Raw genomic sequence first — 23908 nt, 5'->3', positions numbered from 1 at the left:
AAGTAAAGCTAAATCATCCATACTGTAGCAATTGTTCGTATAGGTCATCGAGTTGCTGTTGGATGCTTTTAGAAACGGTATCGGTCGGTTTTTCACGTTTTGCTAATTTCTGTTCAAGCCGCTCGATCTGCACTTCTAACTCATGTTGTGACAAGCGTTTTGGTTTTTGAGGGGTTACGTGGAGTGAGGAAGACGTAGCGAACTCAGCACGCTTCTGTTGAGCATACGTATACGTACCATGATAACGCGTCAGACCATTTTCGAGCCACAGGATCTGCGGAAATAGCCGATTCAAGAAATAGCGGTCGTGTGAGACGGCAATCAATGTTCCAGAAAAATTCTCGAGTGCTTCTTCCAACGTCTCTCTTGATTCAATATCGAGATGATTCGTCGGCTCGTCGAGAATTAATACATTGACCGACGAATGAACGAGGACGGCGAGTTGCAATCGCACACGTTCGCCTCCGCTCAGTGACAAAATGGACCGAAAGACAGTTGGTCCAAAGAACAGGAACCGGGCTAGGATATGGCGGGCTTCCGCTTCTGGAACGGCAATCCGGTCTCTAAACCAGTCAATTAACCGCGCGTCCTCCTCGAAATGGGCATGCTGGGACAGGTAACCGATCCGATTCGATGGTCCACGCGTGAGTGTGCCTGCCTCTGGTGATAATTCGTCAAGCAGCAGTGAGAGCAACGTCGATTTCCCGCTCCCATTCGTTCCGACGATCGCGATCCGATCCTGTGCCATGATCTCGAACGAGACGTCATCAAAAATGTGACGGGTTCCGTAAGCAAACGAGAGTTCTTCAGCGCGAAAGACGACTTGGCTCGAGTGATCAGTGGAAGAGAAGGAGACATCAGCGGTTTTGGCTTCGAGTTGTGGTCGTTTAATCCGTTCGATCCGCTCGAGTGCCCGTTCCATCGATTTTGCTTTACGGAATAATTTCTCACTCGGTGGAGACGCTTCGTTTGCCCATTGCCGGAGTCGACGAATCGCTTCCTTCATTTTCTTTATTTTTTTCTGTTGCTCTTGGTAGGCGTGGAACTGTTCCATCAAGCGACGTTCTCGTTCGACGACGAACGCGCTGTAATTCCCTATATAGGTTGTCAGTTCACCGTCCTCGAGTTCAACGATCGAGGTGACGACGGCGTCTAAGAAGACCCGGTCATGAGAGACGAGCAGGATGGTTCCTGTGTAGTCCCGTAAGAACTGCTCCAGCCATTCCACGGCAGCTAAATCAAGATGGTTCGTCGGTTCGTCAAGAATGAGCAGATTTGGCTCCATGAGTAACATGCGACCGAGACAAATCTTCGTCTGTTCACCACCGCTCAACTGGTGGAAAGGACGAGTGAGTAACGGACGAAGGTGTAACCCGTTCACCATGCGTTCGATTTTCGAGTCGAGTAGATAGCCATCCTTTTGTTCGAACGCATTCGTCGCTTCCGCATATCGTGCAAGTAACGCATCAAGATTCTCTGGTGCTGTCGCCATCATTTGCTCCAACTGTTGCATCCGAGAACGGATCGCGAGGATGTCTTCAAACGCTGTCCAAAGGACGTCGAGTCCGGTCATCGTCTCACTATATACAGGAAGTTGTTCCAAATAGCCGATCGTCAAACCGCTCTTTTGATAGATGACACCACCGTCCGGTTGCTCAAGGCGAGCAAGCAAGCGGAGTAATGTCGTCTTACCACTCCCGTTTCGTCCAATCAGACCGACACGGTCGTGTTCGTTTAAGAAGAGGGAAACATCCGCTAAGATCGTCTCGCCTCCGAATTGTTTGGTTAGGTGTTGAATGTCGCAAATCATCATATTCAATTGATCCTTTCGCGCGCATCAAAAAAGGAGAGCGCAAATAGCACTCTCCCTAACGTGTGAAAGATGCGCTTTGCTGTATTTTTCATTCATGAAGTTCTTAAAAAAGGACAGACGGGTGCCTTAGAACGCCATTCCATGAAAAATCGCGCGCAACAGATACAATTGTTCCATCAACCAGTGTTTGCACGCGGCAAAGTCCATCTTTTCACACCACCTTTCGTTTCAGATATCTCTAGTTTACTATTTTTTTGTCCGTTACGGAAGTCTGAATTATTTGAACACGCCAGCGATTGAACTGAAGAAGTCACTGAGTCCATCGAATAATTTAGCGAAGAAACCTTTCGTTTCTTCTGATGTTGCGAACGCGTGGATGTCTTGCCCCGCATTTTTCAAACCACTCTCGATTTGTCCCCAGTTGATGTTCGCTTGCTCCATTTGATTGAATAGATTCGTCAACCGGTCCATTTGTGCGTCAGACAACTGGATATTGTTGTTTTGAATGACTTGGACGATCAGGTTTTCGATCTCGACTTTGGTTTCCGGTTTTTGATTGGCGATCTCAGCCTTGATCTCATTCATTAAGTCAGCGACTTTATCCGTGCCGACCGTTTTTCCGACGTCTGATGTGACCGATAATTCTTGCTGTGCTAAATCCTTGCGTTCGTCACTTAACTTAATTCCCGTCTCAGCGGAAGTTTGATCGTACGCTTTCATGATTCCTGTCAGTGCCGATGTCCCGGTCACCTTGTAGGGAGAAGTGATCGTGATGTCGGCATCTTTGACACCCGCTGTGACGAGAGCGTTGAGATACATATCCTTCGTCACCCATGTGATGTTCTCCGTCGAGACGGAAAGTCCATCTCCTTTTTCCGTCAGTTCGATTTTAGCCGACGAATACATGTTGCCGCCTTTTTGCGACTGTGGAATGTTTTTCCCGAGATATTTTTCTTCGTCAGCAGAAGTGGCGATGATCGGCGTGATGCCTTCCGGTGCATTAAGACGGGAAAGCACCCATGCTTTATCCTTTGCGCCGAGCGACTCCCCGAGTGTGACGATCGTCTTATCGACGACTTGTTCGGCAGATGCGGCTGTTGGGAGTAATAAAGCAGAAGCGATAACGGCTGACGCCATGATTTTTGTTGGTGTATGCATAATGAAATCCTCCAATTATGAGTAACAGAATGAATTATAGTATCAGGTACTAAAGTTAGTGTACGAGAACGAAAGAAGTTCGGAATCGGTCTGTAGATGGAGACGGCATCCGTCTTCTGACACTCCATAGTATAGCGAAAAGAGGACAACTTGACTTCCATTTTCAGCATGCTATAGTGGATGGGAATCGAATAATGACCACTAGGGGAGTCGGTAGGCTGACTGAGACGAACGAAGACGTTCGGACCCTTTGAACCTGATTAAGTTCGTACTTACGGAGGGAAGTGGCGTCAAGTCTTGTTCTTCTTGCGCCATGCCCGTGTGTTTCGGGGTGGTGTTTTTTCGTTTCATACCAAACGAGGAGGATGAGATCATGACATTCACACAAGAAATCAAACAAGCGGCACAAGCGTATTGGAACAGTAGTTTTACGCACCCATTCGTTCAAGGAATCGGAGAGGGGACGTTACCACTCTCGAAATTTCGGCATTACGTCATGCAAGATGCCTATTACTTAAAACACTTTGCGAAGATTCAAGCGAAGGCAGCGTCAAAAGCGGACGACTTCGCGACGATCGCGACACTTGCCGAACATGCTACTTCGACTTACGAGGCAGAACTGAGCTTACATCAATCATTTTTTAAGCCGCTCGGTATTACGGCAGCAGACCTTGAAGCATTTGAACCGGCACCGACAGCATATGCGTACGTCTCGCACATGCATCATGCGAGTGAAGGAACGCTTGGTGAGACGATTGCTGCCATCTTGCCATGTTACTGGTTGTATTATGAAGTCGGGCAACAATTACTGACGTGTACACCGGAAGAAAAAATCTATCAGCAATGGATCGACACGTATAGCTCGGAATGGTTCGAAAAGGTCGTCTTTGATCAGATTGCACGGCTTGATGCGCTGGCGGAGCAAGCAAGCCCGACGGAACGCGAGCGGATGAAACGTCATTTCGTGACGAGCTGTTATTATGAGTTGCTGTTTTGGCATATGGGATGGACGGAAGAGACGTTTACGTCGGTTTACGAAACGATTCCGGCACGAGCGGTATCTTCTTGAATCAATAAATGGTAGAATTAGGAATACCATTTAGTGAGAGTAGGGATTGGAATGGAAATCATCGTGATCGCACTCGTGATTCTCGCGGCATATGTTGTGCAACAGGTGCTCGGAAAAGTGAAAGTGAGATTTGTTGGGTACATCATTCCCATATTGATGGTGGTGTACGGCACATATGCTACGATTCAGAATTTTCAGGGGTTGCTTCAGTTCGGTTTTACAACGGGGAGAACTATCGCAACTGTCCTGGTCGTCGTCCTCTACGCTTCGTTGACTTATTCACTTCATCGTGTCTACGAGCGTACGAAAGCAGAAGCCGAATCTGCATATCCATCATTAAAAGACCGAGGCATCCTTTAAGGAGCTTCGGTCTTTTGTGTATCATGTCCTCATTTTTTCCAGTTTTTAAAGCCGTCACCGAATTCGAGATGCAGTTTGTCGGTAAAGACACCGTTCTGAAAGATCGGCACATCAACCGGTAAAGTGCCTTGCGGTTTGAACGTTCCGAAGATCGCGCGGATACCTGCAGGCAGGTTTGGTCCCGCTGATTTTAGATTGCCTGCTTCGGAGTCTGGACCGTTCGGATCACCTTTGAAGCCATAGACGAGGACATGTGCCGGTGCGTCCGGTTGAACAGCAACATCGTATGGGTTACGGAGACTGAGCAGGACGGATGGTGTCTCCGTTTGTTTCGCATAGCGGAAGATTGAAGCCGGAATCGCTTGTTCTGGTGCAGTAGGTAGTAGTTTAGCACTCGTGTTGACGTTGGAACCGACGATGATGTAATCTGCTGCATCGAGTTGCGCCCGTAATGTCGGGTTTTGGTCGAGCGGTAGCGTAGTAGCCGAGTAATTCGCTGTCGTCACGTGCCAGTTCCGATTCTTCGGTAGGGAAGCGATCGTTTTTTTCATGCTGTCCGTTTGATCCGCCGCAGGAGCGATCACAAGAACGTTGGCATTCTTTTTCGGTTTGAATGGTAACGTCCGCTGATCATTTTTCACGAGTGTGACCGCGGCTTCCGTCATCGCGCGTTCTTTTGCTTTATGCTCGGGACTGCCGACGATTCGGTTCGAGTGCGCGATTTTTTCAGCTAGGGATGTCGTGTCAGTCGTACCGTTCCAAATTCCGCGTTCTGCTTTCAGCGTCAGGATTCGCTCGACCGATTGATCGATCCGTTCCTCTGAGAGGCGACCGTCTTTGACTGCTGCGATCACATCCTTGAAAATCTGATCGAGCTTTGTGACATCTTGCTCGGAACGAAGGATCGTCGGCATGAGCGCGATATCGACTCCAGCGTCAAACGTCTTTAAGACGGCTTCTGACTCCGTGAAGTTGTCGGCGATCGCCTGCATGTTCAACGCGTCTGTGATGACGATGCCATCGTAGCCAAGTTTTTCGCGCAGTACGCCCGTGATGACATCATCCGATAACGTCGCAGGTAAAGGGAAGGTACCATTTGTCGACGTGACGACTTCAGGTTCGATTTGCGGCATCCCGATGTGTCCTGTCATGATCATATCGATGTCTTCAGCAATAGCTCGCTTGAACGGTACGAGCTCGACTTGTTCCAGTTCTTGCAAGGAGCTGTCAACGACCGGTAATCCATAGTGGGAATCGGTCGCCGTATCGCCGTGACCCGGGAAGTGCTTGGCGGTCGCCGCGACGCCTTCAGACTGAACTCCCTTCATAAGAGCGGAACCGAGTGTGCCGACGAGCTCCGGATCACTCGAGAATGAGCGGACACCGATGACAGGATTTCCAGGATTGCTGTTGACGTCGAGAACCGGACCAAAGTTGACATTGATGCCGAGCGCACGCAGTTCGGAACCGATGATATGACCGGCATCATTGGCATATGTGCTACTGCGGGTCGCACCTAACGCCATGTTGCCAGGTAAGTTCGTCCCTGTTCCGAGCCGAGTAACGATTCCACCTTCTTGGTCGATCGTGACGAAGAGCGGAATATCGTTGCTAGCATCTTGTTTGACGACTTCTTGCAGATCATGAACGAGTTTCGTCGTCTGTTCGGTTTCGCTGACGTTCTCAGCAAACAAGATGACGCCGCCTAAATCATAGCGATCGATGATGTTCGCGACTTCTGGGGCAAGCGACGTATGATTGCTGCCATTCCACTGTCGGAAGTCCGGCATGATCATCTGCCCGATTTTTTGTTCGAGTGTCATCGTGTCGATTTTGTGACTGATCCGATCGGCTGAAGATCCTGCCTCTGCCATGACAGGTAAACTACTTGAGACGAGTACTGCTGCGAGTCCGGCTGTTAACGTGAACTGTCCGATTTTTTTCATGATGTACGTCCTCCTTTAGTCAAACCGTGACTGGAATTCTTTTCGATACGGACAGTATAGCAAGGTGTTTGTTTTAAAACAATATTTTATTTGTAAACGATTTCAAATTGAAATAAATTTCAAATGTGTTTTTAGATAGACTGACTTGAATGAAAAAAAGTGACTCCCCCTGAAGAGGAATCACTTTCAAGTAAAGTCGATCGATTGATCAGCTATAGCGTTCCACGATGCTTGTCAGCTGACGTTCGACGAACGATTGATCCTGCAGTTCACTATTGGACAGACGCAGTTTGATCATCGACTCATCCGCACCAGCCATTTCACTGAATAATGAACCGAGACTGTGCGCACGACGGTCGACTTGGACGATTAAATCAATCCCTGAGCTGTCTTGGAGCATGATGATTTCGATCTCATCCAGTTTATGGGCGTAGTGTGTATTGCGAGCTGAATACTCAAGCTCCTGAGCAATCGGTAAATCTTTCCGGAATCGTCCAGGTAATTTTTCCGTATCGGCTTTTTTCAATCGGAAGCCAAGTGACTCCATCGCATCTAAGACTGTCGCTTGGTAGCGGTTTGCTTCGACGATGACGGCGTCACGGTCCGATGGATCGACGGCTTGAGCGATGTCGAGACCCGTCTCGATCCACGATTTCGATTGGCTGACGGAGAGCGGTGTATTCAGCGGTACGCGTAATGTAAAAGGAATCTCCCGCTCGACACCCGCTTCAATCGTGAACTTCGCTTCATTTAAGGCAAACCGGTCGAGCGTGAAGGTCGTGAACGTCGTGCTATCATTGACTTCTTGTTTGTACTGCGTGTTGAATTCAAGATAAATTCGATCAATTTCTTGATCGACGTTTCCGCCTTTGATATGGACGACACCGTGAATTTGACCGCCTGGTTCGCACCGGTCATCCGTCAAGCGTGTATCGACCGTTGCGGCACCGATTCCGATTTGTGAGAGAATTTTTTTGAACATGATGCATTCCTCCTTTTGATTACGTACGAATGATGAAGCGTGTAAACTTGTCGAACAGGTACGAATTTGCTACAGTTTCGAAAGAACATCAGAAAAGGACGGGACGACTAGTGGAACTACATGAATTAAAAGCGAGTCTTGCCTCGCAAATCACGCAAGGAACACTGATCCATGCAACGATAAGTAATCCGCGTCAAAAATCAAATGATCTCCGACGAATCAAGGTAAAACCGATTCTATTAAGAGATACGGTGATGATGCAGGTAGAGTTTCAATTTGAACGCGTTATGAAGCATGAAAATATTTTAATTGACGATTTCGTCGGACGACTCGATGACTGGTTCACGGAATTCCGTCAATTCTTATTCCGTTTTGAAGAAGAAGAATGGCAATTCCAGCTCTCGAAAAAGATGAAAGTCGCGATCAAGACATCCAAAAAGGAGCCGATGAAAGCTCTCTTGTCGCATGACCGGAAAAAAACCTATCTATTAGAAGACGGTGTGCCGGTTCCGTTTCTGATTCGCTTAGGCGTCATGACGGAAGCGGGTCAGGTCAAAAAACAGAAGTACGATAAGTTTAAACAAATCAATCGTTTCCTTGAATTCGTCGAGGATAGCATCGCTGCCTTACCAAAAGGAAAAAAACTCCGGATCTTGGACTTTGGCTGCGGGAAGTCGTATTTGACGTTCGCTCTCTATCATTATCTAAAAGTCGTCAAAGGATTCGACCTCGAAGTGACAGGTCTTGATCTAAAGAAAGAAGTCATCGAAGAATGTACACAAATTGCGCGTGATCTGGATTATACCGATCTAACATTCCGTGTCGGAGACGTTCATGATTACACAGGGGAGACGGAAGTCGACCTGATGGTGACACTTCACGCTTGTGATGTCGCAACTGATGTCGCACTCGCGCGAGCTGTTGACTGGAATGCATCGGTCATCCTGAGCGTACCGTGCTGTCAAAAGGAATTGAACCGTCAACTGGACTGTTCGCCACTCGATGTCATGCTCCAGCACGGACTGATCAAAGAAAAATTCGCATCACTGGCGACAGATTCGATTCGTGCCGAGTTGCTAACACTGGTCGGATATGAAGCGCAACTTCTCGAATTCATCGATCTCGAGCACACACCGAAGAACATCTTGATTCGAGCATACAAACAAAACAAGCGACCAACGGAAGAGAAAATCGACCGCTACATCGCTTTCCGCGATCTGTTGCATGCCCGACCATTTTTAGAAACTGAATTAAGCGGCAGACTTGGACAGATTTCACCGAAACTCGTACAATAAGAAGGAGAACGAATCAAAGGAGGCAATACGATGGATTTCCAAATGTATTTTGAAGATGTCGTCCAAACAGCCCGCAAAGAAGCGCAAGCTGCTGGATTTGAAGAATTAACGACGCCAGAGAGCGTGGATGAAGCAATGAAACGCGAAGGGCTAACACTTGTCCTTGTCAATTCGGTGTGTGGATGTGCTGGCGGGATCGCCCGTCCTGCTGCAGCGTACGTTAATCGGAAAGAGGGTATCAAGCCCGATCATTTCGTCACGGTATTCGCTGGACAAGATCGCGAAGCGACAGACCGTGCGCGTGAATACTTCGAAGGTTATCCACCTTCATCTCCATCATTTGCATTAATGCAAGATGGAAATATCCTCTCGATGGTCGAGCGGTTCGACATCGAATCGTTCACGGCAGAAGAAGTCGTCGACAAACTTGAATCATTGATTGAAATCTATGCATAAGCAAAGAAGACTCCTGATAAAGGGGTCTTTTTTTGTGCATTCATGAGATTAAAATAATAAATTTCAATATTGAAAGCGTTTGCAAAATTGTATAAAAAGTCATTTATGCATGATTTATGAATAGAAAGTCAAAAAAATTTATATATTTATGCTTTACAGTGAATAAATATTCGTATATCCTAAAAGCAATAGAACAGGTCAGGCTTTTCGGTATTGAATTGGACATACACATAAGTCATACTATTGTTAAAGTTCTGACAATTGAGCGTTGGAAGGGGAAAACTCGAATGAAAAAATTATTAGCAACGGCAATGGCAGGCATTCTGGCAGTCACGATGGCAGCATGTGGCGCGTCGGAAGAATCAACAGGTGGATCGAGCAAAAGCGATAAAGTATTGACGATGGGAACGTCAGCGGATTACTTCCCATTTGAATACATCGATACGAAAAAAGGAGAGGACATCGTCGGGTTCGACGTTGCGATCGCCAAGGAAGTCACGAAAAATCTCGGGTATGACTTAAAAATCGAAGACATGGAATTCGGAAGCCTACTCGGTGCCCTCAGCTCAGGTCGTGTCGATTTCGTCATGGCGGGCATGACACCGACAGAAGAGCGTAAGAAAAACGCTGACTTCACGGACATCTACTTCGAATCAAAAAACTTAGTCATGACGAAGGATAAAGCGATTAGTTCGGAAGACGAACTCAAAGGCAAAAAAATCGGTGTCCAGCTTGGTTCGATCCAAGAGGGACTCGCAAAAGATCGCTTCAAAGATAGCGAAGCGGTTCCTTTAAACAAAATCCCAGAAATCATTCAAGAATTGAATACAGGTCGGATTGATGCCCTCATCATCGAGGATGCAGTTGCCGTCAAATACATGGATCAAGATGCATCCCTAAAAACGTACCAGATTAAAGAAGATGGTCCAGCTGGATCAGCGATCGCCTTCAAAAAAGGGGATAAGATGCGTGACGATTTCAACAAAGAGTTGAAGAAGATGATCGACAGTGGTGAAATCGATAAATTGGCAGAAGAATGGTTCCAAAAAGAAGCAAAATAAGTCAAGTGCATGGGGGTGGGGGTAACCTCATCCCTTTTGTGCGACGTTAGGAGATTGATTATGATAGACTTTACAAAGATTCAAGATTCAATTCCATATATTCTTGAGGGGATTCCGGTCCTGTTCCAAGTCGTCATCGTGGCGGCCATTGCCGGGATGCTGATCGGAATCGTCGTCGCGGCACTGAAAATCACGAAGAGCCGTTTCCTCCGTTTCATTGGTCATGCTTACACAGCGATCTTCCGGGGGACACCATTGATTTTGCAACTGGCGATCGTCCACTTTGGATTACCACAGTTGACAGGGTATGTGACGACAGGATACCAATCGGCAATCATCGCCTTCTCCTTGAACTCCGGAGCGTATATCTCGGAAATCATTCGGGCAGGGATTCAGGCTGTTGATCGCGGACAGTGGGAAGCGGCAGATGCGCTCGGTATTTCGTATTTCAAACAACTCCGTTCGATCATTTTGCCACAAGCCTTTAAAAATATCCTTCCGGCGATCATGAACGAATTGATCACGTTGACGAAGGAATCGGCACTCGTCTCGACAGTCGGTGTGCTCGACGTCATGCGTCGTGCGCAAATCGTTGGAGGAGAAAAGGCGATTTATTTCGAACCGTTGTTGTTTGCCGGATTCGTATATTTTGTTCTCGTCATGGGATTGAGCTTGATAGGCCAACAAGTCGAAAAAGCTATGAGAAAGAGTGGGTAATCAGATGGAACCTATGATCCAAGTCACCGATTTGCATAAGCAGTTCGGAAAATTAGAAGTATTAAAAGGTATCTCGACGACAGTCACACGCGGTGAAGTCGTCGCTGTCATCGGACCGTCGGGATCCGGTAAATCAACATTTCTACGGTGTATCAACTTACTTGAGCAACCAACGAGTGGAACGATCATCGTCGATGGTTTTGAATTAACGAAACCAAAAGCGAACATCTCGAAAGCACGTCAGAACATCGGCATGGTGTTCCAACAATTTAACTTGTTCCCACATAAGTCTGTTCTTGATAACTTGACGTACGCACCAATCAACGTCCTTGGTATCTCAAAAGACGAGGCAGTCAAGCGGGCAGAGACATTGCTTGAACGTGTCGGTCTAGCTGAAAAACGCGATAATTACCCGAACCAGTTGTCAGGTGGACAAAAACAACGGGTCGCGATCGCACGTGCTCTTGCGATGGAACCGAACGTCATGTTGTTTGATGAACCGACGTCAGCGCTTGACCCGGAGATGGTCAATGAAGTACTGGACGTCATGAAACAACTGGCGGAAAGCGGAATGACGATGGTCATCGTGACACACGAGATGGGTTTCGCCAAAGAAGTTTCGGATCGTGTCTTGTTCCTCGATGAGGGGATTCTGATGGAAGAAGGTTCACCGGTCGAACTCTTTGACAATCCGAAGACGGACCGGGCGAAAAAGTTCCTCGAAAAAGTTTTATGAGCACAGCACGCTAACTCTGAAGAGGGTTAGCGTTTTTCGGTTTTTTGTATAGAGGGGGGATAAGAATGAAAAAATTGCTTGAAGGTCATCATACTCGTCTGACGCGTTTTCAATCGGAAGATACCGAAGTGATGCAACGTCTACTTGACGATGCAACGTTTGCTCGCCATTTCAGTGCGACGCCATATCGTCACTTATCGAAGGAAAAGATTGAACAGATGATGGCGACGGATGCTCCGGAGACGTTTCGGTTTGCGATTCGTAACTTCGAAGATGAACGGATGATTGGGGTGGTCGCATTAGAAGATATTTTACCGACACATGGAACGGCATGGCTGATGATTGGCATCGATCCGGATTGTGAAGGGCAAGGGTATGCAACGGATGCGCTACAGACAATCCTCGAATACGCCTTCTTCGAACTGAATCTGTACCGGATTCAATTGACGGTCTTTGAGTATAATACACGTGCGGTTCAACTGTACGAACGACTCGGGTTCGTTCAGGAAGGAAGATACCGAGCCTTTTTACGACGAGACGGGGAGCGACATGATATGTTACTGTACGGATTACTCGAACCGGAATGGAGGGAACGACAATGATTCAAGAAACGGAAGCGTTCGTCCGGTCGTTTCACGCGACGGACTTTTCAGGTCATGATTATGCCCATATCGAACGGGTTCGCCGCTTAGCCTTACATATTGCTAAACAGGAAGGCGGGAACGTCAAAATCATCGAACTGGCGGCCTTACTTCATGACGTAGCAGATAGTAAACTCGGGGGAACGGCAGAAACGGTCGCAACCTTTTTACAAGGAAAAGTGACAGAAGAAGAACAGGAACAAATTCTAGACATCATCACGAGCCTGTCCTATAAAGACGGTACACGCCCACCGATGCAAACGATCGAAGGGCAAGTCGTTCAAGATGCTGATCGACTCGATGCCATCGGTGCAATCGGGATTGCGCGCACATTTCAGTTCGCTGGCCGGTTCGGGGAGCCGATGCATGTACCTGGACTAGCACCACGAAAACCGGGTGACCGAAAGGGAGAGACAAGTGCCCTGAATCATTTCGAAGAAAAGTTATTCCGACTAAAAGATTTAATGAATACGAAAACAGCACTTCATTTAGCAGAAGAGCGACATCGCTACATGGAAGAGTTCGTTAATCGTTTTAAGCAGGAATGGGAGGGCGCTACGGGAGAAGTAGGTGATATGTAAATCAATTTAAACACATAAGGCGCGTTGTCCGGTTCATTTTCCAGACAATGCGCCTTATGTTGTATTTAACTAAGGATGATGGCAGTAATTAACCCAAGTGCTGCGAACAGACCAACGATCGCACCACCTTCCTCATGAGCTTCCGGCATCATCGTCGAAGCGAGCATCGCGATGATCCCACCGCTTGCGAAGCCACCGATCATGGCGAATTGCATGTCCGGTAGTTCTGCGAGAATCGTGTAGCCGGCGAGTGAGGCGAGGGCGGAGATCAACCAGACGACTCCCCACATCAGCAATACTTTGTTCTTCGAGAATCCATCTTTTCGCAAACCGGTCGTACTCGATAAACCTTCCGGGATGTTGCTGACGAAAATCGCCGCGACGAGTGCCGCGCTGACATTTCCGGATAACAGACTGGCACCGATCATGATTGATTCCGGGATCGCATCAAGAATCGTCCCGAAGAAAATCGCTGTTCCCGTGCCTTCGTTCCCACCAGACGAACGTTTCCGTTTACTCGCGCCGCGTGACGAAACGAATAGGTCGAAGCCCGTAAAGACGAGAGCACCGACGATGAAAGAGATCGCGACGACGAGTGTTGTTGACTTCTTTAGTGCTTCATCGAGTAACTCGAACGTCGCTGCTCCAATCAAGATGCCGGTCCCAAACGACATGATATAACCGATCAGGCGTTGCTTTAAGGGTAAGTACAGCCCGAATAGGGCACCGATGACAACGGCCCCACCTGCTAGCGCTCCCCAACCGAACGCTTCCCACATACGATCGCCTCCTTCTTGTCCTTTCTACCTGTTCTAGATAATTCATAAACATAGCGAAAAGGAAGAAAAATAGTTCGCGACGCATGCAAGGGGCTGACTCAAAAAAAGAATGACGCACGCCTTTTCCTCGGACGAGACACAGGCCAGTTTTCCTGCTTCTTTCAAGCAGGAAAGCGGGTCTTGTTCGTCTCTGACAGCGCAAAGATGCGCTTTTTCCTGTAGGAGTTGCGTGAAGCGCGTCATTCTTATCTTTGTGGAGACCGACTTCTTAAGTCATTAAATCTCAATCATTAGAATGGTTGTTTATTTAACCAATGACCACCGTCAAGAGCGATACATTCTCCGTTCAAGTAGCGGGCTTGATCTGACACCATCCACGCTGCAAGCGTTGCGATCTCTTCCGGTGTCCCGAATCGACCGAGCGGGACGTTGCGACGAATTCGTTCCGCGTGTTCCGGTGATAAAGCGAGTTTGTCAGCACCACCTGTCCGTTCGATCGGACCTGGACTGATCGCGTTGACACGGGCTTGATATTTATAGCCCCATTCGACGGCAAGCGTTCGCGTCAAGTTCAGGACACCGGCTTTCGCAGCAGCACTCGGAGCGACACCAGCGCCGGCCTGCCACGCATAAGACGCAACGATGTTGACGATTTGTCCGCCAACGACTTGATCTTCCTGCCATCCTTTGACCAGAGCGTGACAGCAGTTGAATGTCCCGTTGAGGACGATATCGATGACCGTCTTCCATCCATTTGGTGATAACTCGTCGGTCGGACAGATGAAGTTCCCGGCAGCATTGTTGATCAATGCTTCGAGACGACCAAACCGTTCGCGTGCTTGATTGACAGCAGCCAGACAAGCGTCAGCATCACGGACATCCATCTGAATCGTCAGATGTTCGCCTTGAATCTGACCCAATGCTTCATCCATGAGTCGCAAGCGTTCCGCGTCGCGTCCTGTAACAACGACGTTCCAGCCGGCTTCCTTTAAGGCGAGCGCCATCGCTTTCCCCATTCCGTTCGTTCCACCCGTCACCATGATCGTTTGTGTCATATTGCTTCCTCCTTTATATAATGAATGAACAGCCATTCATATTCTTTATTCAAAAAAGAAGGAGCGAACTCCTTCTTTTTCTGACTTATTGTGTTGCAAGAGCCGTATCTGTTAAGACAGGAACGACTTGTTTCTTACGTGAAACGACACCTTCGAGGTAAACAAGGTTGTTCGTCGCTTCAAGACCGTAAGCACGTTCGACGAGATTCGCTTCTTTCCCGAGGACGAGTCCAACAGAGTTGTTCGTCAAGATATCCGTGACGATGAAGACGAACAGATCAAGTCCTTTTGCAAGGATGACTTCGTTGATCGCTGTTTCGAGTTGTTCTTGGCGAAGTAAGACTTCAGCTGTATCGACCGTGTTGACTTGAGCGATTTCGACTTTGAGTGTTCCCATCGTGAATTCTTTTGCATCAAGTGAGATCAATTCAGGAACGGATTTTTTCGAGAGATCAGCTCCAGCTTTGAGCATCTCAAGACCGTAGACGTTCGCATCGACACCAGCGATTTCTGCGAGTTCACGTGCTGCGATGATATCTTGCTCCGTGCAAGTCGGCGATTTGAACAGGAGCGAGTCAGAAATGATCGCTGATAACATCAACCCAGCGATTTCTGGTTTGATGGCAACACCATGCTCTTTGTAGAGCTTGTTCAGGATCGTTGCTGTACAGCCGACCGGTTCTGCCCGGTAGTAAACAGGATCCGATGTCTCAAAGTTTGCGATCCGGTGATGGTCGATGACTTCCGTTACCGTAACAGCGTCGATATCGTTCGCACTTTGTTGACGTTCGTTGTGGTCGACTAAAATGACGTGTGACGCTTCTGTCGCGACTTCTGTCACTAAACGTGGTGCTGTCACTTTGAACGTATCGAGTGCGAATAACGTTTCATCATTCATTTCACCGAGGCGGATGGCTTCGGCATTGACACCGAGTGCTTTCTTTAATTCTGCATAAGCGATTGCCGATGTGATTGTATCGGTATCAGGATTTTTGTGACCAAATACTAAAACTTTTTCCATGACGTGTTCACTCCTCAATGATTGTTGTCTCGCCCTATAGTGTATCATATCTCGGATTTAGAAAGCGTTCATTTTCACCATGATACCAGCGATTTTTTCACTCCAGAAGGGGTCTGACGCGTAAAAGACGTTCATGCCTTTTTGTTTGTTTCCAAGGTACGCCCCACGGAAATAACGTCCATCCCGATCGAGATAATCCTTTGCGATGAATCGACCGGTTTGCTCGATTGAGTCCGTCAAGGATTTATAGACGGTCGCATCTTCTCCCGGCGCGGAATCGGTCGCATTGACGCCGAACAAGTTATTTTTCTCGCGGGCAATCTCAGACCGTCCATAATCGGATTCGTGAATCGCATGTGCAAGCAGATAGGCCGCGTTGACACGGTATTTCTTTTCAACGGACTTAAAGACTTTCCCTTTACCGATCAAGGGGCTGTCCGGTGCTTGCTCCTTGATGAACGCATCGAGTTGTTTGGCACTGAGACGCGTCGGTTTCGTCAAATCACGCGTTAATGTCTTCGATTCGACATATTTGCTCGTCCGAGGAGTCGTTTTCGTCGCTTCGCCGGCAACGATCAGTCCACCAAGTCCGCTGTCCGCGACGATGTAGTGAAGGAGTCGATCGCCCTTCGTCTGATAATACGATGCATTCGAGACACGTTCTGCCGGGAACGGACGTAAGCGGTCCGTTGGGACATGCCCCGTCACGCCGGCGATACTGACACGACTCGTCTGTTCACCGAACTCAAGCAACTGGACACGTGTGCCAGAAGCGACGTAAGTGAGCCGTTTCTTTAACTCAGGGTCACGATGAATCGATAGAATACCACGATCGTCGACGATCCCAGTACCTGGTCCACCGAGGTAGACGTAGCGGTCGTCCGATGAACGTTTCACCGCACCACGCTGCCCCGCGTACTCCTTCGCTTCGGTGAACGTCTGGAACTCTTGTTCCATGATTTTGCCTTTTTCATAGCGCTCAGCTGAATAAGGCGCTGGTGGGGTTAAGACGGTCTTCGGTTCCTCGCGGAGCCAAAAGAACAAGAGAACTCCGATGAGGAAGAAAAAAAGCAATCCTTTTATCGAACCGGTCCGGCGCACGGGGCGACCGGGGCGGATAGTGCGTGTCGTCAAAGTAAATCACGTCCTTTAAAAAGCAATGGACATTCGTGTCCAACGTAGGTAGTCTAACAAAGAAAAACAAAAGGGGGTGAACCTGTTGCAAATCGGTTATCGCACGCTGAAGACAGCAGTCGCTGCTGCGCTCGCGATGTGGATCGCAGAACAGCTCAAGCTCGACTATTACGTCTTCGCTGCCATCATCGCCATCTTGAGCATCCAGTCGACACGAAAGAAGACGTTTCGGTCTTCTTACGAACGCATCATGGCATCATTACTTGCCATCGTGCTCGGATTCATTCTATTCGAGGTCATCGGCTATCGTCCGGTGACGTTATTGATCTATTTCATTTTATTCCTTCCATCCGTTCAACGCCTCCGACTTCAGGACGGTTTCATCACGAGTGTCGTCATTCTGACACATTTGTATACGGAACGTCAGCTCAACGCGCACATCCTGTTAAATGAATCCTTATTGCTTGGCATTGGTGTTGGTGTCGGATTGCTTGTCAACATGTACATGCCAAGTCTCGATTTGTTGATTGACGACCGCCGAGAAAAGATTGATCAACGGATCGCTGCCTTATTCTTCGAAGTCGCCGCTGCGATCGAGACAGGGCGGGTCAATCATCATGCGTTGACGCTTGACGAGACAGAACGACTGTTACGTGAAGGGAAGGATGCCGCCTTAAAACGGATGGGAAACGCGATCGGTCGTCGGAACGATGATGAGGATTATGCCTACTTCCGGATGCGCGAACAACAATTCGAGTTACTGCGTGGTATCGTCCATCATGCCGAGGAACTGGTCCTCGTCGTCGAAGAAGGAAAAAAAGTCGCCGACTTCTTTCGGACGATTGGTGACAATGTCCGACCTGAAGCCGACGCAATGGTGTACATTTCAGAACTAGAGGCGTTATTGACACGTTTCCGTGCCTCTGCCTTACCCGTCACGCGGGAAGAGTTCGAGGTCCGCTCTGCCTTACTACACATGCTACAAGAAGCGGAGCAATATTTACGTTTAAAACAACGCTACGTCAATCAAAAGAAATAAAACATCGTCGAAGCGAACGTACCGATCAGGAAGATTGCTAAGATCCCGATCGTCGTCCATTTGATGATGCGTTGTTGTTTCGATGGTTTTGCCATATCGTCATTGACTCCTCTCTCGTATCGACTGATTACTGCCATTGTACAAACAACCTTTCAGAAGTGCAAATGACGATGGGGATGGTATACTAAAAAAGCGCTAGTGGATTGAAACATATTAGGAGGAGGGTTTTGTCATGGTCAATGAACAACGCGTATTAGATACGTTTTTAGAACTTGTCCAGATCGATTCGGAATCAAAAGAGGAGGCACGCATTTGTGCCCATTTGAAAAAAACGTTCGAGGATCTCGGATGTGAGGTGTTCGAGGATGACGCTTCATCCAAGACGGAACATAAAGGAAACAATTTAATCGTCACGCTTCCGGCAACAAAAGAAGGTGTCGATAAAATTTATTTCACTTCCCATATGGATACGGTATTCCCGGGTCAAGGCATTAAACCGATCATCGAGGACGGTTACGTCAAGACGGACGGCACAACGATTCTTGGGGCAGACGATAAAACAGGTCTCGCATCTTTGATCGAACTCGTGCATGTATTGAACGAAACGAAACAACCTCACGGAAAAATTCAGTTCGTCATCACGGTCGGTGAAGAATCTGGACTCGTCGGTGCGATGGTTCTTGATCCATCAAAAATCGATGCCGATTACGGTTTTGCACTTGATTCAGATGGAAAAGTCGGAGACATCATTACGGCTGCTCCAACGCAAGCAAAAGTCAATGCTAAGATATTCGGGAAAACAGCGCATGCTGGTGTCGCACCGGAAAAAGGTGTCTCGGCGATTACGATTGCTTCGAAAGCAATCGCGAAGATGCCGCTCGGTCGGATTGATGAAGAGACGACAGCGAACATCGGACGGTTCAGCGGTGGTGGTCCATCAACGAACATCGTTTGTGATTATGTCGAAATCTTCGCGGAAGCACGGTCACTTGTCGCTCCGAAGATGGAAGCACAGACAGAGAAGATGAAAGCGGCATTTGAAGAAGCGGCAGCAGAGCTTGGTGGTCGTGCTGAAGTCGAAGTCAAAGTCATGTACCCGGGCTTCAAGTTCGAGGATGGAGATCAAGTCGTCGAAGTCGCGAAAGCAGCGATCACACAACTCGGACGCACGCCACGCCTCTTACATTCTGGTGGCGGATCAGATGCCAACGTCATTGCTGGTTTTGGTATCCCAACGGTCAACTTGGCTGTCGGATATGAAGATATCCACACGACGAATGAGAAGATGCCGATCGAAGAACTTGTCAAAACAGCGGAACTTTGCGTGACGCTAGTCGATTACATCACGAACAAATAAGCTGATGAAACACAAAAAAGAGTGTACCGCAACATTGCGGTACACTCTTTATCATTGTACGATTAAACTACTAGAGGACGATCAACATATTCCATAGACTCTAGAACGAGTTCTTCTGTACATAATAAGGTCGAAGCGATTTCATCGATTTGAATCGACTTTCCGTATTTTTGCCGATAACTCTCGTTCAGTTTGCGGGCTTCCCGGACGATGCGGGCATAGGTCCGTTCAATCTTAGTCATGGAAAAAACCACCTTCCAAATCTGAATAGGTACAGTTTACCATGCTTCAACAGAAGAAAGGTGTATTTTGTGTATAAAAAATGCTAATTTTACGAAAAGGGGAAAAAGATGGAATTTTATTTTTTAGGGACAGGAGCCGGTATGCCGTCGAAACAACGAAACGTCACATCGATTGCCTTGTTACACCCCAAAATGACCTGGTTGTTCGATTGTGGAGAGGCGACGCAACATCAAATCTTACACAGTCCGATCAAACCACGGAAAGTCAATGCGATCTTCATCACCCATTTACACGGGGATCATATCTTTGGATTACCAGGATTCATTAGTACAAGGGCAGCGCTGGAAGGAACGACACCGCTAACGATCTATGGACCAACCGGGATCAAAGAATGGATGGACGCGACATTACGCATCACAGGAACATATCTACGTTATCCACTCCGGATCGTTGAAGTCGAAGACGGTCAAACCTATGACCAGGACGGATTCCGCGTGACGGCGCGGTCGCTTGAGCATCGTTTCCCGGCGTTTGGGTACCGACTCGAAGGACCAGAAGAGCGGGGCGCCTTGCGTGTGGATGCACTGAAGGCACTAGGCGTGCCATCCGGTCCGATCTATCGCCGAATCACACTGGAAGAAACCTTCGAATTCGAAGGAACGGTCTATCCATCGTCCGACTTTTTAGAATCACCAAAACCAGGTGTTAAGCTAGCCGTTCTTGGCGATACGATGCCGTGCGCAGCCTCGGTCGAACTGGCGCGAGACGTTGATGTATTAGTCCATGAAGCAACGTTTGCCGATCGAGAAGTCGAACATGCGGGACGCTTCGGTCACTCGACCGCTCGACAGGCAGCTGTCATTGCAGAAACGGCACGAGCGAAAAAGCTTCTATTGACGCACGTTTCCGCTCGTTATGTCGATCAAGAGGAAGTACTGGAACAAGAGGCACGAGAAGTATTCACGAACAGTCATCTCATGTTTGATCACCGGATCGTCCCGGTCAAAGGATAGACGATGGACTTTCTCATTTTATGGGCACTCTTTTTACTGGCTGCTAGCGGATTAGGTTTTTTACTCGAACGTCGGACGGAAAAAGAAAAATACTTGTACATGAAGTTCATTTTTTATGCGTGTCTCGGGGCCGTGTCGTTTCCAGTCTATGATATTCAGTTACCGCTCGGCATCATCATTTTCCTGATCGTCCTGCACCCGAAAAAGAACTCGCGTTATAAAAGATACATGGCACTCTTTGGGTTCTTATTCTTCCTGTTGCAACTCTTTCTCGGTCCGTTTGATGCGGGAGTGTTGCGGGAAGAAACACAACAGATTGGTCGCGTGACGATCACGGATGACTCATTCGACAATTTCCTTTCTCAAATCGAACGGCGTGTCGGTGAAGAGGGACTGCGGATGGAACAAAGTCGGTTGATGTTCGATCGGGGCGGGAATCTCCGGAACGCCTCGTTTGAGATGCTTGTCGAAACACCGAAACGCTTCATTCGTTACGATGTCAGTTACCAGGAGCTGACAGGAACGATTTCCTATCGACCACGTGAAGAGTTGGCGACAAAATCGTTGACATCATATTACCAGAAACTGATTGATGCGAATCAATCGTTTGAGACGTTGCGAAAGCTTTCGATTCATGAAATCTTACATGATTCCAAAACCCCTTATGTCGAGATGGATCTCGATGGGCTCTACGAAACGTTTAGTCTGCAGGATGCAACGGTCTTCTTGATTGATGACGAAGGGAAATTGATTCCGTACGTCAATACAGGGGACGATGTCTTAGCGAATGCGGTCCGTCTGACGTATTACCGTTCTGACGGTCAATCCTTACGAAATAAAACCATTCTGTTATACAATTACAGCTTTGAGACATCAAGGCGAAAAGGAGTCGTACGATGAAAAAATGGCTATTTGCTGCAAGTATCGTGTTACTTGCCGGTTGCGCGGAAGCAAAAGAGGAACAACAAACAGCGTCTTGTGAGGCGGAAGTCAAGGTATCGGTCGTGGATCACGTCAAGGATAAGACGTTATTTAATAAAGACGTATGCTTGAACGAAAAAGATACGGCACTTGATGCACTTGAAGATACGACGCTCGATGTCGTCAAAACAGGCAAAGGTGAGATGGCATATGTCACGGCAGTCGATGGGATTCGAGAGAAATCAGCTGGAACAGGTAGTGGCTGGGTCTTCGGAGTCAACGGCAAACCGGGCGAAGTCGGTGCTGGAAGTTATGAACTGAAAAAAGGAGATCGTCTCGAATGGCGATTTGAAAAAGATGCAATGGCTTATTTTGAGTAAACCAGAACGGGAGCGACTTCACCCAGTGAACGTCGCTCTCTTTTTCATCGGGATGATTACGATCCCGTTCGTCCTCACACATGATCAATCAGTGATCGTCGTCTATCATCTGCTCTTGTTTTTATTCGTTCAAGAACGGACTGTGTTTCGCTATTTAGTCCTCCCGGCTCTTTATGCCGTCATGATGTGTGTCCCGCTTCTTTATGGTGCAAGCATCGACACAGTAGCGATTTATGAAACGACGGTCCAAGTGACGCTATTCATCACGTCGAGTCAATGGATTTTTACGTTGGTTCGACTCGAGCAGATGGGACCGTTGTTTCGTTTCTTACCTCGACTGACACGATTGACGGGTATGGTGCTGGCACTGATTCCGTCTTTCTTACGCACTTGGCCCGAAGTCAAGATGAGTCATCCGAATGCGTCGCTTGCTGTTCGACTGGAGCGGATGGCCGCCTATCATATCGTACCGATCGAAGCGGTGCCGTCTCGCTTAAGACCGATCACGCGACGTGATGTTCAGACAGGCTTATTGCTTGCGGCAGGACTGGCTCTTTGTCTGACACCATGGGCAATCATTCCGGCGATGATTTTGCCCGTAGCACTATTATTTACAAAAGGGGGAATCCGGGATGCCTATCATGTATACCGACACCGATCGCGAAGAGCGACTACGTCAACAGGCGGGCGAACATGAACAACCGGTCTTGACACCGGAGCGGTTGCTTCATGGACGTGTCCGAGATCTTCTGGCGACGGGTTCCTTGTTTCGAGCAGGAGAACTCGCGACCTTGCTTGGGCTAGAAGCTTTTTTTGAAGCGGAGTCCAGTGAGCTCTCTTCCGGAGAACAACAGCTCGTCGGTCTCGGTCATGCGTTGTCTTCGTCACCAAAGACCCTGTTCTTGTCGGAACCGTTTCTCTTTCTTGATCATGTCAGGCGAAAGCGATTAATGAGTTTGCTTGAAGAAATCGAACGACGGTTTGGTTGTCAGATCCATTGCTCGATGACGATACAATCCGACTTGGCGATCACGAGTCGCGCCACTGAACTGACAGGTCGTATCCTGAATCGGATCGAAAACGTCCAACACCGTTATCCGTTACAGACACGCTATGCACTCGTGACAGAAAAATTGTCGTTTCATCAAGGTGAACGCATTGCGATCATTGGTGCAAATGGTAGTGGGAAATCGACGTTACTCCGGCTCGCGCTCGGTGTCGAGCGACCGCTATACGGAAAAGTCCGGCGGTCGGGGGAGACACATTATGTACCAGCGCATCCAATGCTTGCGCCATTAGACGATCGAAGCGGTAGTTTTACGACGCAAAAAAAGCGTCTCTTGGACGGTATTGATTGGAGTAAAGACAGCTATTACTTTGATGAACCGACGGCTGGACTTGATGACAGCGCACGAATGGCTTTCGTCGCATCGTGGCAGCAGAATCCGACGAATCTGATCGTCATGGCGACGCATGATCCAGTTCTCATTCGGGCAGCACAGCGGATCATTTATCTCGTGCACGGAGAAGTTGCTTTCGATGGACCGACGAAGGACTTTTTACAAGAAAGTCGGTTGTTCGTATGATCGTCGCAACGGTTCTGATCGTCTGTCTGTTTTTAGTCATGTTCGAGAGACTTCAGATGACGGATCAACGATTACGGTTCATCGCCATCATTACGGCAGCGGCAATCGTCGGACGATTGTTGTTCTCCAGTTTGCCGAACGTCCAGCCGGCAACGGCACTCGTCTTATTATTAGCCGTATTCATCCATCCGATCGTCGGAGCCATTTCTGGGATGCTTGTCATTGTGTTAACGAGCTTATTTCTCGGAAGCGGTCCGTTCGTCCTCTTTCAGGCGCTGGCGTATGCAACGATTGCCAGTTTAGGATTCGTTCCGTTTCTTCGTTACCGGATCGTATTGACTGGATATGGATTTCTAGCTGGTTTCTTATACGGATGGGTGAGCAATCTCGGGTTCTTGGTATTGACCGGATTCTCGTGGCAAGCTTTTTTGACACTGCTTGTAGCCGGAGGAACGTTTGATATGCTTCACGGTCTCAGTAACGCGATTTTCATTTGGATATTGTTTCCGATTTTTTTACGAATTATGCATTCATTCGATGAAAAGAGGGGTACAGAATAGTAACA

General features: G+C 48.1%; 26 protein-coding genes and 1 riboswitch. Of the genes, 17 read left to right on the top strand and 9 right to left on the bottom strand.

The window, feature by feature from the left end; all coding sequences use genetic code 11:
* Positions 1-13 precede the first annotated feature (13 nt).
* Together abc-f and B3G15_RS02675 are read right to left on the bottom strand one after the other, a co-directional pair.
* Positions 14-1813, bottom strand: coding sequence for a ribosomal protection-like ABC-F family protein (gene abc-f, locus B3G15_RS02680; RefSeq protein ID WP_290715341.1), 1800 nt, complete (start codon positions 1811-1813; stop codon positions 14-16).
* 276 nt (positions 1814-2089) lie between these two features.
* Positions 2090-2971: a DUF1002 domain-containing protein gene (locus B3G15_RS02675; RefSeq protein ID WP_023467610.1), complete on the bottom strand. Its 882-nt coding sequence runs from the start codon at positions 2969-2971 to the stop codon at positions 2090-2092.
* 193 nt (positions 2972-3164) lie between these two features.
* Positions 3165-3271: riboswitch (TPP riboswitch) on the top strand.
* 73 nt (positions 3272-3344) lie between these two features.
* Between B3G15_RS02675 and tenA the strand changes: the two genes are divergently transcribed.
* Complete coding sequence (gene tenA / locus B3G15_RS02670) at positions 3345-4040, top strand: thiaminase II (protein WP_290715333.1); 696 nt, start codon at positions 3345-3347, stop codon at positions 4038-4040.
* A gap of 51 nt (positions 4041-4091) precedes the next feature.
* Positions 4092-4400 (top strand): hypothetical protein, encoded by a 309-nt coding sequence (locus B3G15_RS02665; protein ID WP_290715330.1) that lies wholly within the window; start codon positions 4092-4094, stop codon positions 4398-4400.
* Positions 4401-4429: 29 nt separating this feature from the next.
* Here the strand turns inward: B3G15_RS02665 and B3G15_RS02660 are convergent, their stop codons facing one another.
* Together B3G15_RS02660 and B3G15_RS02655 are read right to left on the bottom strand one after the other, a co-directional pair.
* On the bottom strand, positions 4430-6346 hold the full coding sequence (locus tag B3G15_RS02660; protein ID WP_290715327.1) for a glycoside hydrolase family 3 protein: 1917 nt from the start codon (positions 6344-6346) through the stop codon (positions 4430-4432).
* 208 nt (positions 6347-6554) lie between these two features.
* A complete protein-coding gene (locus tag B3G15_RS02655; protein ID WP_023467614.1) occupies positions 6555-7328 on the bottom strand; it encodes a sporulation protein in 774 nt (257 codons plus the stop codon).
* Positions 7329-7438: 110 nt separating this feature from the next.
* On the opposite strand from B3G15_RS02655, the gene B3G15_RS02650 reads away from it, so the two are divergent.
* The 7 genes from B3G15_RS02650 to B3G15_RS02620 all read left to right on the top strand — a co-directional run bounded on the left by B3G15_RS02650 (position 7439) and on the right by B3G15_RS02620 (position 12815).
* Entirely contained in the window at positions 7439-8623 is a 1185-nt protein-coding gene (locus tag B3G15_RS02650) for a class I SAM-dependent methyltransferase (RefSeq protein ID WP_023467615.1), read from the top strand.
* A 30-nt stretch (positions 8624-8653) separates the two neighbouring features.
* Entirely contained in the window at positions 8654-9079 is a 426-nt protein-coding gene (locus B3G15_RS02645) for a BrxA/BrxB family bacilliredoxin (protein ID WP_064300267.1), read from the top strand.
* A 287-nt stretch (positions 9080-9366) separates the two neighbouring features.
* Positions 9367-10140, top strand: coding sequence for a transporter substrate-binding domain-containing protein (locus tag B3G15_RS02640; protein ID WP_023467617.1), 774 nt, complete (start codon positions 9367-9369; stop codon positions 10138-10140).
* A gap of 57 nt (positions 10141-10197) precedes the next feature.
* Positions 10198-10857: an amino acid ABC transporter permease gene (locus B3G15_RS02635; protein ID WP_041255309.1), complete on the top strand. Its 660-nt coding sequence runs from the start codon at positions 10198-10200 to the stop codon at positions 10855-10857.
* Positions 10858-10870: 13 nt separating this feature from the next.
* Positions 10871-11593, top strand: a complete 723-nt coding sequence (locus tag B3G15_RS02630; protein ID WP_290715989.1) for an amino acid ABC transporter ATP-binding protein — start codon at positions 10871-10873, stop codon at positions 11591-11593.
* Between the two features lie 65 nt (positions 11594-11658).
* Entirely contained in the window at positions 11659-12195 is a 537-nt protein-coding gene (locus tag B3G15_RS02625; protein ID WP_055966817.1) for a GNAT family N-acetyltransferase, read from the top strand.
* Entirely contained in the window at positions 12177-12815 is a 639-nt protein-coding gene (locus tag B3G15_RS02620; RefSeq protein WP_064300266.1) for an HD domain-containing protein, read from the top strand. Before B3G15_RS02625 ends, B3G15_RS02620 begins: the two co-directional genes overlap by 19 nt.
* A gap of 65 nt (positions 12816-12880) precedes the next feature.
* Here B3G15_RS02620 and B3G15_RS02615 read toward each other — a convergent pair whose 3' ends face one another.
* The 4 genes from B3G15_RS02615 to B3G15_RS02600 form a co-directional block, all read right to left on the bottom strand.
* Positions 12881-13594, bottom strand: a complete 714-nt coding sequence (locus tag B3G15_RS02615; protein WP_047390876.1) for a ZIP family metal transporter — start codon at positions 13592-13594, stop codon at positions 12881-12883.
* A gap of 290 nt (positions 13595-13884) precedes the next feature.
* A complete protein-coding gene (gene fadH / locus B3G15_RS02610) occupies positions 13885-14649 on the bottom strand; it encodes a 2,4-dienoyl-CoA reductase (protein WP_035398246.1) in 765 nt (254 codons plus the stop codon).
* An 85-nt stretch (positions 14650-14734) separates the two neighbouring features.
* Positions 14735-15670 (bottom strand): manganese-dependent inorganic pyrophosphatase, encoded by a 936-nt coding sequence (locus tag B3G15_RS02605; RefSeq protein WP_064300264.1) that lies wholly within the window; start codon positions 15668-15670, stop codon positions 14735-14737.
* Positions 15671-15727: 57 nt separating this feature from the next.
* Entirely contained in the window at positions 15728-16804 is a 1077-nt protein-coding gene (locus B3G15_RS02600; protein WP_064300263.1) for an N-acetylglucosaminidase, read from the bottom strand.
* A gap of 85 nt (positions 16805-16889) precedes the next feature.
* On the opposite strand from B3G15_RS02600, the gene B3G15_RS02595 reads away from it, so the two are divergent.
* Positions 16890-17843 carry an aromatic acid exporter family protein gene (locus B3G15_RS02595; protein WP_023467626.1) on the top strand — a complete coding sequence of 318 codons (954 nt, stop codon included), beginning with the start codon at positions 16890-16892 and terminating at the stop codon, positions 17841-17843.
* Between the two features lie 232 nt (positions 17844-18075).
* Complete coding sequence (locus B3G15_RS02590; RefSeq protein WP_023467628.1) at positions 18076-19200, top strand: M20/M25/M40 family metallo-hydrolase; 1125 nt, start codon at positions 18076-18078, stop codon at positions 19198-19200.
* A gap of 62 nt (positions 19201-19262) precedes the next feature.
* On the opposite strand, the gene B3G15_RS02585 is transcribed toward B3G15_RS02590, so the two are convergent.
* Positions 19263-19442, bottom strand: coding sequence for a hypothetical protein (locus B3G15_RS02585; protein WP_290715290.1), 180 nt, complete (start codon positions 19440-19442; stop codon positions 19263-19265).
* Positions 19443-19550: 108 nt separating this feature from the next.
* On the opposite strand from B3G15_RS02585, the gene rnz reads away from it, so the two are divergent.
* The 6 genes from rnz to B3G15_RS02555 are packed head-to-tail and all read left to right on the top strand — an operon-like array spanning position 19551 to position 23903.
* Complete coding sequence (gene rnz / locus B3G15_RS02580; protein WP_055966808.1) at positions 19551-20456, top strand: ribonuclease Z; 906 nt, start codon at positions 19551-19553, stop codon at positions 20454-20456.
* 3 nt (positions 20457-20459) lie between these two features.
* Positions 20460-21356, top strand: coding sequence for a hypothetical protein (locus B3G15_RS02575; protein ID WP_055966805.1), 897 nt, complete (start codon positions 20460-20462; stop codon positions 21354-21356).
* Positions 21353-21757: a DUF4430 domain-containing protein gene (locus B3G15_RS02570; RefSeq protein WP_055966801.1), complete on the top strand. Its 405-nt coding sequence runs from the start codon at positions 21353-21355 to the stop codon at positions 21755-21757. Before B3G15_RS02575 ends, B3G15_RS02570 begins: the two co-directional genes overlap by 4 nt.
* A complete protein-coding gene (locus tag B3G15_RS02565; protein WP_290715280.1) occupies positions 21735-22454 on the top strand; it encodes a hypothetical protein in 720 nt (239 codons plus the stop codon). The genes B3G15_RS02570 and B3G15_RS02565 overlap by 23 nt, the downstream gene beginning before the upstream one ends.
* Entirely contained in the window at positions 22390-23343 is a 954-nt protein-coding gene (locus B3G15_RS02560) for an ATP-binding cassette domain-containing protein (RefSeq protein ID WP_290715277.1), read from the top strand. Before B3G15_RS02565 ends, B3G15_RS02560 begins: the two co-directional genes overlap by 65 nt.
* On the top strand, positions 23340-23903 hold the full coding sequence (locus tag B3G15_RS02555) for an ECF transporter S component (protein ID WP_290715274.1): 564 nt from the start codon (positions 23340-23342) through the stop codon (positions 23901-23903). The genes B3G15_RS02560 and B3G15_RS02555 overlap by 4 nt, the downstream gene beginning before the upstream one ends.
* Positions 23904-23908: the final 5 nt, after the last annotated feature.

It is taken from the genome of Exiguobacterium sp. UBA1053, assembly GCF_002316465.1.
GTDB lineage: Bacteria > Bacillota > Bacilli > Exiguobacteriales > Exiguobacteriaceae > Exiguobacterium_A > Exiguobacterium_A abrahamii.
This window is presented reverse-complemented; position numbering and strand designations above follow the sequence as displayed.

What these genes read in the sequence shown, in the direction of transcription:
- abc-f (WP_290715341.1), bottom strand. Translation starts at nt 1,813, where the DNA reads ATGATGATTTGCGACATTCAACACCTAACCAAACAATTCGGAGGCGAG.
- B3G15_RS02675 (WP_023467610.1), bottom strand. Translation starts at nt 2,971, where the DNA reads ATGCATACACCAACAAAAATCATGGCGTCAGCCGTTATCGCTTCTGCT.
- tenA (WP_290715333.1), top strand. Translation starts at nt 3,345, where the DNA reads ATGACATTCACACAAGAAATCAAACAAGCGGCACAAGCGTATTGGAAC.
- B3G15_RS02665 (WP_290715330.1), top strand. Translation starts at nt 4,092, where the DNA reads ATGGAAATCATCGTGATCGCACTCGTGATTCTCGCGGCATATGTTGTG.
- B3G15_RS02660 (WP_290715327.1), bottom strand. Translation starts at nt 6,346, where the DNA reads ATGAAAAAAATCGGACAGTTCACGTTAACAGCCGGACTCGCAGCAGTA.
- B3G15_RS02655 (WP_023467614.1), bottom strand. Translation starts at nt 7,328, where the DNA reads ATGTTCAAAAAAATTCTCTCACAAATCGGAATCGGTGCCGCAACGGTC.
- B3G15_RS02645 (WP_064300267.1), top strand. Translation starts at nt 8,654, where the DNA reads ATGGATTTCCAAATGTATTTTGAAGATGTCGTCCAAACAGCCCGCAAA.
- B3G15_RS02640 (WP_023467617.1), top strand. Translation starts at nt 9,367, where the DNA reads ATGAAAAAATTATTAGCAACGGCAATGGCAGGCATTCTGGCAGTCACG.
- B3G15_RS02630 (WP_290715989.1), top strand. Translation starts at nt 10,871, where the DNA reads ATGATCCAAGTCACCGATTTGCATAAGCAGTTCGGAAAATTAGAAGTA.
- B3G15_RS02625 (WP_055966817.1), top strand. Translation starts at nt 11,659, where the DNA reads ATGAAAAAATTGCTTGAAGGTCATCATACTCGTCTGACGCGTTTTCAA.
- B3G15_RS02620 (WP_064300266.1), top strand. Translation starts at nt 12,177, where the DNA reads ATGGAGGGAACGACAATGATTCAAGAAACGGAAGCGTTCGTCCGGTCG.
- B3G15_RS02615 (WP_047390876.1), bottom strand. Translation starts at nt 13,594, where the DNA reads ATGTGGGAAGCGTTCGGTTGGGGAGCGCTAGCAGGTGGGGCCGTTGTC.
- fadH (WP_035398246.1), bottom strand. Translation starts at nt 14,649, where the DNA reads ATGACACAAACGATCATGGTGACGGGTGGAACGAACGGAATGGGGAAA.
- B3G15_RS02605 (WP_064300264.1), bottom strand. Translation starts at nt 15,670, where the DNA reads ATGGAAAAAGTTTTAGTATTTGGTCACAAAAATCCTGATACCGATACA.
- B3G15_RS02590 (WP_023467628.1), top strand. Translation starts at nt 18,076, where the DNA reads ATGGTCAATGAACAACGCGTATTAGATACGTTTTTAGAACTTGTCCAG.
- B3G15_RS02585 (WP_290715290.1), bottom strand. Translation starts at nt 19,442, where the DNA reads ATGACTAAGATTGAACGGACCTATGCCCGCATCGTCCGGGAAGCCCGC.
- rnz (WP_055966808.1), top strand. Translation starts at nt 19,551, where the DNA reads ATGGAATTTTATTTTTTAGGGACAGGAGCCGGTATGCCGTCGAAACAA.
- B3G15_RS02575 (WP_055966805.1), top strand. Translation starts at nt 20,460, where the DNA reads ATGGACTTTCTCATTTTATGGGCACTCTTTTTACTGGCTGCTAGCGGA.
- B3G15_RS02570 (WP_055966801.1), top strand. Translation starts at nt 21,353, where the DNA reads ATGAAAAAATGGCTATTTGCTGCAAGTATCGTGTTACTTGCCGGTTGC.
- B3G15_RS02565 (WP_290715280.1), top strand. Translation starts at nt 21,735, where the DNA reads ATGCAATGGCTTATTTTGAGTAAACCAGAACGGGAGCGACTTCACCCA.
- B3G15_RS02560 (WP_290715277.1), top strand. Translation starts at nt 22,390, where the DNA reads ATGCCTATCATGTATACCGACACCGATCGCGAAGAGCGACTACGTCAA.
- B3G15_RS02555 (WP_290715274.1), top strand. Translation starts at nt 23,340, where the DNA reads ATGATCGTCGCAACGGTTCTGATCGTCTGTCTGTTTTTAGTCATGTTC.